General features: G+C 75.2%; 11 protein-coding genes. 3 read left to right on the plus strand and 8 right to left on the minus strand.

The features are described 5' to 3' along the window. Window positions 1–2159: BTAD domain-containing putative transcriptional regulator (locus ACFPZN_RS44275; RefSeq protein WP_378288892.1), on the minus strand; the 2159-nt coding region annotated here is incomplete at its 3' end. Between the two features lie 109 nt (window positions 2160–2268). Continuing rightward, window positions 2269–4431 carry an MMPL family transporter gene (locus ACFPZN_RS44280; protein ID WP_378288894.1) on the minus strand — a complete coding sequence of 721 codons (2163 nt, stop codon included), beginning with the start codon at window positions 4429–4431 and terminating at the stop codon, window positions 2269–2271. Between the two features lie 137 nt (window positions 4432–4568). Between ACFPZN_RS44280 and ACFPZN_RS44285 the strand changes: the two genes are divergently transcribed. Next, window positions 4569–4895: a cytidine deaminase gene (locus ACFPZN_RS44285; protein ID WP_378288966.1), complete on the plus strand. Its 327-nt coding sequence runs from the start codon at window positions 4569–4571 to the stop codon at window positions 4893–4895. A 40-nt stretch (window positions 4896–4935) separates the two neighbouring features. Here the strand turns inward: ACFPZN_RS44285 and ACFPZN_RS44290 are convergent, their stop codons facing one another. From ACFPZN_RS44290 to ACFPZN_RS44310, 5 genes are all read right to left on the minus strand, one after another. After that, complete coding sequence (locus tag ACFPZN_RS44290) at window positions 4936–5628, minus strand: hypothetical protein (protein ID WP_378288896.1); 693 nt, start codon at window positions 5626–5628, stop codon at window positions 4936–4938. Window positions 5629–5744: 116 nt separating this feature from the next. Then, the gene (locus ACFPZN_RS44295; RefSeq protein ID WP_378288898.1) at window positions 5745–7052 is read right to left on the minus strand and encodes a hemolysin family protein; all 1308 of its coding nucleotides are present in this window, start codon (window positions 7050–7052) and stop codon (window positions 5745–5747) included. Between the two features lie 64 nt (window positions 7053–7116). Further along, the gene (ybeY, locus tag ACFPZN_RS44300) at window positions 7117–7596 is read right to left on the minus strand and encodes an rRNA maturation RNase YbeY (RefSeq protein WP_378288900.1); all 480 of its coding nucleotides are present in this window, start codon (window positions 7594–7596) and stop codon (window positions 7117–7119) included. Between the two features lie 38 nt (window positions 7597–7634). After that, a complete protein-coding gene (locus tag ACFPZN_RS44305) occupies window positions 7635–8693 on the minus strand; it encodes a PhoH family protein (RefSeq protein WP_378288902.1) in 1059 nt (352 codons plus the stop codon). A gap of 220 nt (window positions 8694–8913) precedes the next feature. Beyond that, the gene (locus ACFPZN_RS44310; protein WP_378288904.1) at window positions 8914–9258 is read right to left on the minus strand and encodes a histidine triad nucleotide-binding protein; all 345 of its coding nucleotides are present in this window, start codon (window positions 9256–9258) and stop codon (window positions 8914–8916) included. A gap of 347 nt (window positions 9259–9605) precedes the next feature. On the opposite strand from ACFPZN_RS44310, the gene ACFPZN_RS44315 reads away from it, so the two are divergent. Continuing rightward, window positions 9606–10193 (plus strand): SigE family RNA polymerase sigma factor, encoded by a 588-nt coding sequence (locus ACFPZN_RS44315; RefSeq protein ID WP_378288968.1) that lies wholly within the window; start codon window positions 9606–9608, stop codon window positions 10191–10193. Further along, window positions 10190–10855, plus strand: a complete 666-nt coding sequence (locus tag ACFPZN_RS44320) for a hypothetical protein (RefSeq protein ID WP_378288906.1) — start codon at window positions 10190–10192, stop codon at window positions 10853–10855. The genes ACFPZN_RS44315 and ACFPZN_RS44320 overlap by 4 nt, the downstream gene beginning before the upstream one ends. A 67-nt stretch (window positions 10856–10922) precedes the next feature. Here the strand turns inward: ACFPZN_RS44320 and ACFPZN_RS44325 are convergent, their stop codons facing one another. Then, window positions 10923–11654, minus strand: coding sequence for a 16S rRNA (uracil(1498)-N(3))-methyltransferase (locus tag ACFPZN_RS44325; RefSeq protein WP_378288908.1), 732 nt, complete (start codon window positions 11652–11654; stop codon window positions 10923–10925). Between the last annotated feature and the right edge of the window lie 33 nt (window positions 11655–11687).

The raw sequence follows: 11687 nt of genomic DNA on the forward strand, positions 1-11687 counted from the left end.
GGTCGCGACCGCGTGCCGCAGGTCGCCGACGAGATGCCGGCCGAACCGGTCGTGCTCCTCCGCGGTGTGCACGATGGGACTCGGGACGCCTCCGCCGCAGCCCGCGCGTACCGGACGGCCTTGCCGGGGTCGGCGGCGCCCGCCTCCAGGTGTTCGAGGTGGTGGTGGGCGATGGCGGCGATCTCGGCGGGGCGGCGGCGTTCCAGCGCGGCGGCGGCGCGGCCGTGCAGGCGGGCGCGGCGGGCCCCCGACAGGCCGGTGTAGAGGGTGTCGCGGACGAGGTCGTGCGCGAACCGGACCCGGCCCGCGCCCGGCTCGGTCACCAGCCCGGCCGCCAGGCCCGCCTCCACGGCGTCGATGACGGCGTCCTCGTCGCCGCCGGACACGTCGGTGAGGACGCCCAGGTCGGCGTCGCGGCCGACGACCGCCGCGCACCGCAGGACCGCCTGCGCGTCCTCGGGAAGCCGCGCGATCCGGCGGCGCAGCACGTCGCCGACGCCGGCGGGGACCAGGCGGGTGGCGGCGTCCACGCCCTCGGCGTCCAGGAGCCGGGCGGTCTCGCGGGTGAAGAACGGGTTGCCGCCGGTGCGCTCGGCGATCACGGCGACCTCGGCGTCGCCGACCTCGGCGGCGCAGGTCGCGCGGACCAGGGCGGCGATGTCGGCGGCGGGAAGGCCGGCCAGTTCCAGGCGCAGCGGCTCGTGCCGGGCGAGGGCGGCCAGGGCGTCCTGCAGCCGTTCGGACGACTCGGTGCGGCGGTAGGTGCCGACCAGCAGCACGGGCCGGCCGCGGAGGCGGCGCGGGAGGGCGGCCAGCAGCGCGAGGGTCTCCTGGTCGGCCCAGTGCAGGTCGTCCAGGACGAGGAGCAGCGGCGCGCGCGAGGCCAGCCCGGCGAGGTAGTCGCCGACGGCGAGGTGGAGCCGGAAGCGGCCGGTGGTGGCGTCCTCGTGGACGTTTCCCCGCGCGTGGTGCGGCGCGGGACCGGTGTGGGAGAGCAGCGGTGCCAGCCGTCCGGCGAGGTCGCCGGGCGGGGGTCCGGCCGCGGCGAGCCCGCGCAGCAGTTCGGCCCAGGGCCAGGCCGCGGGGGCGCTTCCGGTCTCGGCGGCACCGCCCCACCCGCAGGTCCAGCCGTCGCCGGTGAGGAGTCCGGCGAGGCGCTCGGCCAGGGCGGTCTTGCCCATTCCGGCGTCCCCGGCGACGAGGACGAGGCCGCACCGGGTCCCGGCGGCGGCGTCGCGGGCCGCGGCGGTCAGCCGTTCCAGCTCGTCCCGCCGCCCGACGAAGACCGGGCCCGTCTCGCGGACGAGGGCGGGCGCGCGCGACGCGCCGGAGGCGAGCAGGGGCGACGGCTCGGGCATGACGAGAAGGCGGGGCCGAGCCGCCCGGGGACCCGCCGTGAGCTCGGGCGCCTGCGCCAGGATGTCGGACTCCAGGCGGCGCAGTGCCGGGCCGGGGTCCACGCCCAGTTCCTCGGCCAGGGTGGCGCGGGCGCGGCGCAGCGCCGCGAGCGCGTCGCCCTGACGGCCCGTCCGGTAGAGGGCGAGCGCGAGCAGCCGCCACGCCTCCTCGCGCAGCGGGTTCCCGGCGGCGTGCGCCTCCAGGTCGGGCACGGCCTCGGCCGCCGCGTCCAGCCGCAGCATCGCCTCGGCGCGGCGCTCGGTGGCCAGGCGGCGGCGCTCGTCCAGGCGGGCCGCCTCCGCGACGGCCCAGGGCAGGTCGGCGAACTCGGCGTACGCCGGGCCCCGCCACTCCCCCAGCGCGCCCTCCGCGCACCGCCGGGCCCCGGCGGGATCGTCGCCGTCCAGCCGCTCGGCCGCCTCGTCGACCAGCGCGTCGAACCGCCAGGCGTCCACGGCGCCGTCCGGCAGCCGCAGCGCGTACCCGGGCGGCGCCGTGACCAGCACCCGGGCCGGGGTCCGCGGCGGCCGTCCCGGCTCCAGCGCCCGGCGCAGATGGGAGACGAACGACTGCAGGCCCGCCGGGGCCCGGGAGGGGGCCTCGCCGGGCCACAGATCGGCGACCAGGCCGTCGGCGGGGACCATCCGGCCGCGCGCCACCACCAGCCGGGCCAGCACCGAGCGCTGGCGGGGCCCGCCGAGATCGGCCGGGGCCCCGTCCACCCACGCCTCGAAACTGCCGAGCACACGCACGTTCGCCATTTCCCGGCCAGCCTAAACCGGGGTTCCGGCGCTCTCTTTCCGACTCCCGCGGCGGCTGACGGCGCCGCGCTCCGCCGCAGGTCAGGCGGGTCCGGGCTCGGCTCGCGGGTCAGACGCGGCCGAGCTCGCGCTCGCCCGGCTCCGCGGACGCGCCGCCCTCGGCCTCGCGGGAGGCCGCGTACGCGGGGCCGTCCGCGCCGTGCGGATCGAACGAAGGAAGCAGCCGGTCGAGGGGGCCCGGCAGCCACCAGTTCGCCCGTCCCAGCAGCGCCATCGTCGCCGGCACGAGCACCAGCCGCACCACGGTCGCGTCCAGCGCGACCGCCACCGCCAGCCCGACGCCCATCTGCTTGATCACCAGCCCGGGATCCATCGCGAATCCGAGGAACACCGCCACCATGATCAGCGCCGCGCTGGTGATCACCCGCCCGGTGACGGCCAGCCCGGTCGACACCGAGCCGCGCGCGTCCCCCGTCCGCAGCCACTCCTCCCGCACCCGCGACAGCAGGAACACCTCGTAGTCCATCGACACCCCGAACAGCACCGCGAACATCAGCAGCACGATGAAGCTGGACACCGGCACGCTGTGCGGCAGGCCGAGCAGCTCCGCGCCCCACCCCCACTGGAACACCGCGGTCAGCACGCCGTAGGCCGCGCCGATCGACAGCAGGTTCATCGCGGCGGCCTTCAACGGCGCCAGCAGCGACCTGAAGACGATCATCAGCATGAGGAACGAGGTGGCGACCACGGCCCCGATCACCGGCCACAGCCGCTCGTCCAGGATCCGGCTGAGATCGACGTACGCGGCGGTCAGCCCGGTGATCTCGGCCCCCGGCGGCAGCACCTCCGCGCGCAGCCGGTCGACGAGCTCGGTGGCGCGCTCGTCCTGCGGGCCGTACTCCGGCGTGACCACCAGCACCGCGGCGCCGCGGTCCGGCGACACCTGCGGCGGCGCCACCGACACGACCCCGCCGGCCGCGGCGAGCCGCGCCCGCAGCCCCTCGGCGTCGGGCGACACGCGCAGGTCCACCGCGACCAGCAGCGGCCCGTTGGCGCCCGCCCCGTACGACTCCTCCACCAGGTCGTAGGCCTGCCGCACGGTGTTGGACGCCGGCTCGCTGCTGGCGTCGCTCGGCCAGGTCCGCATGCCCAGCGCCGGGGCGGCCAGCGTCAGCATCAGCACGAGCGCGGCCAGCAGCCACGGCCACGGGCGGCGCCCGACATGCTCGGCCCAGCGCCGCACCCGCGGCGACTCCGCCCCGATCGTGGCGCCCTCGGCCCGGTCGCGGCGGCGCAGCACCCGCCGTCCCGCCAGGCCCAGCACGGCCGGCAGCAGCGTCACCGCACTCGCCACGGTCGCCGCCACCACGATCCCGGTGGCGAAGCCCATGGTCATGAACACCGGGACGCGCGACAGCACCAGCCCGCACAGCGCCAGCAGCACGGTGAACCCGGCGAAGAGCACCGACAGCCCGGCGGTGGCGTTGGCGCGGCCGGCCGCCTCGGCGACCTCCAGCCCCTCGGCCAGCCCCTCGCGATGCCGGGTGAGGATGAACAGGGCGTAGTCGATCCCGACGCCGAGGCCGGTCATCATCGCCAGCGTCGGCGCCGTCGTCGCCACGTTCGCGAACGCGGCCAGGACGAAGATCCCCGAGACGCCGGCGCCCAGCCCCGCCAGCGCCACCGCGAGGGGCAGCCCGGCCGCGACCACCGACCCGAACGCCAGCAGCAGGATCACCAGGGCCGCCACGACGCCGACCGCCTCGGCGACACCGCCGGGCGCCGTCACGTTCTCCGGCACCTGCCCGCCGAACTCCACCTGCTCCCCCGCCGCCGTCAGGCCGCGGGTGGCCTCCCGCAGACGGTCGAGGGTCTCGCCGGGCGCCAGGTCGGTGACCGGCACGTCGTACCGGACCGTGATCAGCGCGGTCGCCCCGTCCCGGCTCGGCCGCACCGGGTCGACGGCGCTGACGTGCGGCAGCGCGCCCAGCCGCTGCCGCGCCGCCGCCAGCCCCGCCTGGTCCAGCGCGCCCCCGTCCCGGGCGTGGACGACCACCCGCGCGTCCGCGCCCGACAGCGCCGGGAACCGCTCCTTCAGGAGATCGGCGGCGCGCTGCGAGCCCGTCCCGGCCAGGGTGTAGTCGTCGTGCAGCGAACCCCCGGCGACGCCCGCGGCGCCCCCGATCGCGGCCACCACCAGCACCCAGACCGCGATGAACCGCCAGGGCCGCCGCGCCGCGGCCCTTCCCAGGCGGTAAAGCAAACGAGACATCTCGTCCCCCATGGCAGTGCTCCGTTGACGCACCGAGCCTCGCCCGCACCGCTTGGCGGCCGCTTGCCGCCCGCTTGCGACGCCGCCCGCGGCCCGCCGCCGCGCAGGTCACCCTCTAGGCTTTGACCGTGAGCGACATGAACCCCGAGGACGCCAAGATCATCACCCTGGCCCGGTCCGCCCGCGCCCGCGCGGGCGCCGCCGAGGGGGCCGCGGTACGCGACGAGAACGGCCGCACCTACTCGGCGACGACCGTCGAACTGCCGTCCCTGAAGCTGACCGCCCTCCAGGTGGCGGTGGCGATGGCCGTCTCCAGCGGCGCCGAGGACCTGGAGGCCGCCGCGGTGGTCACCGCCGCCGACACCGCCCGCCCCGGCGACGTCTCCGCCGTGCGCGACCTGGGCGCCAAGGCCGCCATCCTGGTGGCCGCCCCGGACGGCTCCCTCCGCACCACGCTCACCTGATGCCCCCGGCTCATGACGCCCCGGCTCATGACGCCCCGGCTCAGCGTCCGGGGCGGGCGTGTTCGTCCTGGAGCCTGTGGACGGCGCGCGCCGCGATCCTCTGCATCGACGGACCGGCGACGGCCTCACCCGCCGCCGCGACCACGAGCAGGTCGTCCCGGGAACGCGCCCAGAACATCGCGAGATCGATGCCCCCGCGACCACGACCGGCATAGGTGACGGCGACGGCGTCGCGCACCCCGGCGGGACGCCGCGCGCGGGCCCGGTCGAGGACCGCCTCGCGCGGCCCGACAAGCATCCGGATCCTCGGACACCCGGCCACCGCCGCCCGGACCCGTGTGATGTACCGTCCGGCCGCGCCGGGCGGGAGCCTCACCAGGTGCTCGGCCATCGTCGCGGGCGGCTGCGACCGGTAGAACACCGCCAGTCCCCGGGGCGCGCCGCGGGTATCGTCCGGGCGCCGCACGTCGGCGAGCGCCAGCATCCGCGCGCACGCGGGGTCGTGCGGCCGCAGCCCGGTGAACACGTCCTGCCGCTCCGCGGGCAGGAACCCCTCCCCCTGAACGTCGGCAGGCGCCAGCAGCGAGGCCCCAGCCAGACGTCCGGACGGCTCACCCGTCGGCCTGCCGGGCGGTGCCAGCGGCTCGGCCGGCGTCAACCCCCCGCCGCACCCCGCGACCGCCACCAGGGCGACCCCGGCGACACACACCGGCCCGTGAACGAAGCGCGACATGGGTGCCCCCGAACGTACTCAACACCCACCATCATTCCCGGAAAGTAACGAACCAACCCCGGAGAGCAAGCGCCGCCTCCGCCGGCCACCGAGCGTCCCAGCCGGCCGCGCCCCGGTCAGCCGGCGGCCTGGTGGGCCTCGGCCTCCTGCTCGGACGGCTCGGGAAGCCGGTGCACCAGGACCGTGCCGATCCGGTTGCGGCGGCCCGCGATGCTCTCGGCCTTCAGCGACAGCCCGGCCACCGTCGCTGTGGAACCCTCGATCGGGACACGGCCGAGGGCGTGCGCCAGCAGCCCGCCCACCGTCTCGACCTCCTCCACCTCGATCCCCACCTCGAACAGCTCGGCGAGGTCCTCCACCGGCAGCCGGGCGGTGACCCGGGCGGTGGACTCGTCCAGCCACTCCACCCGCGGGGTCTCCACGTCGTACTCGTCGGCGATCTCGCCCACGATCTCCTCGAGGATGTCCTCGATGGTGACCAGCCCGGCGGTGCCGCCGTACTCGTCGATCACCACGGCCAGGTGGATCTGCCGGGCCTGCATCTCCCGCAGCAGCTCGTCGATCGGCTTGCTGTCGGGAACGTAGGTCGCCGGGCGCATCACCGACTCGACGGTCTCCACCGACTCGCCCTCGCGGTGCTCGTGGCCGCGCCGCACCACGTCCTTGAGGTAGGCGATGCCGACCACGTCGTCCTCGTTCTCGCCCACCACCGGGATCCGGGAGAACCCGCTGCGCAGCGCCAGCGTCAGGGCCTGCCGCAGCGTCTTGCCGCGCTCGATGAACACGATGTCGGTGCGCGGCACCATGACCTCGCGGACCAGGGTGTCGCCCAGCTCGAACACCGAGTGGATCATCTCCCGCTCGTCCGGCTCGATCAGGCTGCGCTGCTCGGCCAGGTCGACCAGGTCGCGCAGCTCGGCCTCGGACGCGAACGGCCCCTCGCGGAACCCCTTGCCCGGGGTGAGCGCGTTGCCGAGCAGGATCAGCAGCCGCGGCAGCGGGCCGAACACCCGGGTCACCGGATGGATCACCGCCGCGCCGGCCAGCGCGATCCGGTCGGCGTGCTGCAGGCCCAGGGTCCGCGGGCCCACCCCGACCACCACATAGCTCACCACGATCATGATCGCGGCGGCGGTGACGTAGGCCCGCCACGTCTCGTCCAGCCACGAGATGCACAGATCGGCCACGATCACCGTGGCGACCAGCTCGCAGCTGATCCGCAGCAGCAGCACCATGTTGAGGTAGCGGGCCGGGTCGGCCACGACCGCGGCCAGCCGGGCCGCGCCGCGCCGCTCCTCGCGCACCAGCTCCTCGACGCGCACCCGCGACACCCGCGCCAGCGCCGCCTCGGTGCCCGCCAGCAGCCCGGCCGTGCACACCAGCGCCACGGCCAGCGCCAGCAGCCACCCCTGAGCGGAACTCATGCCTGCCCCGCCTCCCCGCCGGACGGGAGGGGCCGGGGGGACCGGACGCGGCGACGGGAGGGGATCATCGCCGGCCGCGTTTCTCCTGCCAGGCGTTCAGCAGGTCGGCCTGCAGGCCGAACATCTCCTTGTGCTCCTCGGGCTCGGCGTGGTCATAGCCCAGCAGGTGCAGGATGCCGTGCGTGCACAGCAGCTCCAGCTCCTCGCCCCGCCCGTGGCCGGCCTGACCGGCCTGCCGATCGGCGACCGCGGGGCACAGCACCACGTCGCCCAGCAGCCCCGGATCGGTCTCGCCGTCCTCGTCGGCGCCGCCGGACATGTGGCCGGGCCGCAGCTCGTCCATCGGGAAGGCCAGCACGTCGGTCGGGCCGGGCTCGCCCATCCACTTCTCGTGCAGCTCGCTCATCGCGGTCTCGTCGACCAGCAGCACCGACAGCTCGGCCAGCGGGTGCACGCGCATCCCGTCCAGGACGTGCCGGGCCAGCGCGGACAGGGCGTTCTCGTCGACCTCGACGCCCGACTCGTTCAGCACCTCGATGCTCACCGGCCGCGCCCCCGCCCCGGACCCGGCTCCCCGGCCATCTAGCGGCCCCGCTTGCGGGACGACGGGCCGCGCGCGCCCTGCTTGATCGCGGGGACGCTGGACTCCCTGGACGCGTCGTAGCGGCTGTAGGCGTCGACGATGTTGGTGACCAGCTTGTGCCGGACGACGTCGTGGCTGTTCAGCCGGCAGAAGTGGATGTCCTCCACGCCCTCGAGGATGTCCTGCACCACCCGCAGCCCGCTCTGCTGCCCGCCCGGCAGGTCGACCTGGGTGACGTCGCCGGTCACCACGACCTTGGAGCCGAAGCCCAGCCGGGTCAGGAACATCTTCATCTGCTCCGGCGAGGTGTTCTGCGCCTCGTCCAGGATGATGAAGGAGTCGTTCAGCGTCCTGCCGCGCATGTACGCCAGCGGGGCCACCTCGATGGTGCCGGCCGCCATCAGGCGCGGGATCGAGTCGGGGTCGACCATGTCGTGCAGCGCGTCGTACAGCGGCCGCAGGTAGGGGTCGATCTTCTCGTAGAGCGTGCCGGGCAGGAACCCCAGCCGCTCCCCCGCCTCGACCGCCGGCCGGGTCAGGATGATCCGGTTGACCTGCTTGTCCTGCAGCGCCTTGACCGCCTTGGCCATGGCCAGGTAGGTCTTGCCGGTGCCGGCGGGGCCGATGCCGAACACGATCGTGTGCTTGTCGATCGCGTCGACGTACCGCTTCTGGTTGAGCGTCTTGGGCCGGATGGTGCGGCCCCGGCTGGACAGCACGTCCAGGGTCAGCACCTCGGCCGGGCGCTCCTCGGTCTGGTTCCGCAACATCGCCAGGCTGCGCTCCACGGCGTCGGGGGTCAGCTGCGTCCCGCTCCTGAGCAGGTCGATCAGCTCGGAGAAGAGGCTGGACACCAGCTCGGACTCGGACTCGGGGCCGGTCACGGTGATCTCGTTGCCCCGGACATGGATGTCGCTGTGGAAAGCGCGCTCGATGACGTGGAGCAACTCATCCCGGGAGCCCAGCAGGCTCACCATCGAATGGTCGTCCGGCACCACGATCTTGATCTGGGACCGCGCGCCGGCGTCGGCGCGTCCCGCGTGAGTTGATTCGACCATCAGCCGGGCCTTACGGCCTCTCCGACCTGCCTTCTCTCGTCCGGATGTCTCCTGCCTGTGTCCCTTCCAATGGTACTGGCCGCCCGCGACGGAGCGCCGCTGTATTTCCGCTCGCCCGCCCCCGTACGCCACCCGCGAAACGGCGGGGCGGAGATCGGGCGCGGGACGGCGCGGTGGAGCGTTCCGGGCGCCGGTCGGCGCGGCCCGCCCCGGCGGGCGGTCAGCCGGGCGGCCAGTTCAGGCCACGGCCGCCCAGGACGTGCGCGTGCACGTGGAAGACGGTCTGCCCGGCCTGGGGACCGGTGTTGAAGACGATGCGGTAGCCGCCCTCCGCCACGCCCTCGTCCTCGGCGACCTGGCGGGCCTCCCCCAGCAGCTCGGCCAGCAGCTCGGGGTCGGCGGCGGCCAGCTCGCCCACGGTCGGGTGGTGCTCACGCGGGATGACCAGCACGTGCGTGGGCGCCTGCGGGTTGATGTCGCGGAACGCGACCGTCCCCGCCGACTCGCGCACGATCTTGGCGGGCACGTCCCCCGAAACGATCTTGCAGAACAGGCAGTCCGTCATCGCTCTCCTCCCGCCGGCCATGGTGCCGGAGATCCTATCGAGACCGGCCGTCCCATGGCCCGCGGAGCCCCGCTGAGAATCGGCTCGCACTGATCAACCTCTGGGCGGTTTCAGACCCATTCGGTCCGGCCGCTGGATTATGGTTGTCAGCCCAGGCGTACCTCCGGCCCGTCAGTAGCGTGCCTCGCCTTCCGACCGGTCGGTTCGCCGCTCCACGCCGCAGTCGGGGCGATCGTCCGACAACGCGGCCGGGGTCGGTTGAAGGCGGCGGACAGGTGACTGAGGCGAGAGCAGTACAGCATGCCCTTTCGTACGGTGGCGTATAGGTGACCGAGGCAAGACAGACGATGCCCTTTCGTAAACCCGACGACGAGGGTGGGCGTCCCACTGACGTGACCGAGACCCTCGTGGCCAGGGGCACGGCCGGGGCGGTGGCCGTGGCCTGGGACGCGGACCAGGCCGTGACCGCGCTCTACAGTGCCAACTACCGATCGCTGGTACGCCTCGCCGCCATGCTGGTGCGCGACGCCGGGACGGCCGAGGAGGTCGTCCAGGACGCGTTCGTGGCCATGCACGGCGGATGGCGGCGCCTCCGCGATCCCGACAAGGCCCTGTCCTACCTGCGGCAGTCGGTGGTCAACCGGTCGCGGTCGGTGCTGCGGCACCGCGCCGTCGTCGAGAAGTACGCCCCCAAGGGCCTGCCGGACGCGCCGAGCGCGGAGGCGGGCGCCATCGGGGAGCTCGAGCGCTCCGCGGTGATCCAGGCGCTGCACAGGCTGCCCACCCGGCAGCGCGAGGCGCTGGTGCTGCGATACTACGCCGATCTGTCCGAAGCGGAGATCGCCCAGACGATGGGCATCTCCCGAGGTGCCGTCAAGAGCCATACGGCACGCGGCATGGCCGCGCTACGCAACATCCTGGAGCAGTTCACATGACCACCGACCCCCACGACGAGCACGGCGAGATCCTCCGCCGCGCCCTGCACGCGGAGGCGGCGGGGGTCATACCCTCGGCCGACGGCCTGGAGAAGATCCGGAGCCGTATCGACGATCGCGCGCAGCACAGGTTCGGCTGGGACTGGTTCACGGCGATCTGGGCCCGCCCCGTGCTGGCCGTGGCCGTCGCCGTCCTCATCGCCGGCATCGGCGTCACCGCTCCGCAGACGATCGACCTCATCCAGTCGGCGGGCAGCAACGGCACCTCCGAGAAGGGGCGGCACAACAGCTCCGACGGCGATCCCACCGGTCCGCAGGGCGTCCCGCCCAACGCGCAGCCGCCCGCCTCCGCCGTCCCCAGCGAGAGCGGCGACCCGAGCGAGACCGGCACGCCGTCGCCCGCCGCGTCGCCCGGCTCCCCCGCCTGCGCCGGCACGACCCCGGCCCCGAGCACGGCCGGCACCCCGAGCCCCGCCCCGAGCGGCGGGTCCGGCGGCGGCACGCCGCCCTCGGCGTGCCCGGGCCCCTCGACGTCCCCGTCGCCGTCGCCGTCGCCGTCCGACACCGGTTCGACCGACCCGGGCCCGACGACCCCGAGCGACCCGCCGATCAGCGAGGAGCAGCCCGTCCCGGCCCAGTCCGAGGGCTCCTCCGCCCAGTAACCCCGCCGCCGCACGGGCCGGTGAGACACCGGCCCGGTCCCACGCCCCGCGCGGCCGGTCCGTGTGTCTACCAGCGGCCGGTGGCCGCCATGAGGACTGACAGGGCGGCGACGCCCGCCGTGGAGGTCCGCAGCACCGTCGGGCCCAGGCGCACCGTGCGGGCGCCCGCCGCCGCGAACGCCGCCAGCTCCTCCTCGGTGATCCCGCCCTCCGGCCCGACCACCGCGATGATCTCCCCGGTGGCCGGCGGCCTGACCGCGCTGAGCGGCCCCTCCGCCTCCTCGTGCAGGACCAGCGCGGCGGACGCCGCCGCGAGCCGTCCGGCGACCCGGTCGGTCGTGGCGAGCTCCGCGACCTCCGGCAGGCGGCTGCGGCGGGCCTGCTTGGCGGCCTCCCGCGCGGCGGACCGCCAGCGGCCCAGCGCCTTCTCGCGGCGCTCGGGACGCCACTGGGTGACGCAGCGGGCCGCCGCCCACGGGACGATCTCGTCCACGCCCGCCTCGGTCATCGTCTCCACCGCCAGCTCGCCGCGCTCCCCCTTGGGCAGCGCCTGGACGACCACCAGCCGCGGCTCGGGCGCCGGGCGCCGCTCGCGGGCCAGCACGTCCAGGGTCAGCGACGACCGGTCGGCCGTGACGACGACGCACTCGGCCAGCAGCCCGGCGCCGTCGGTCAGGTCGACGCGCTCGCCGGGCCGCAGCCGCTTCACGGTGGCGGCGTGCCGCCCCTCGGGGCCGTCCAGGACGACCCGCTCCCCCTCCAGACCGGCGGTCTCGGCGAGGAACACCGGCGGACTCATCGGCATCTCCTGGCGTCCGGTGCGGCCGCCGCC

This window comes from Actinomadura rugatobispora, assembly GCF_042656285.1.
GTDB lineage: Bacteria > Actinomycetota > Actinomycetes > Streptosporangiales > Streptosporangiaceae > Spirillospora > Spirillospora rugatobispora.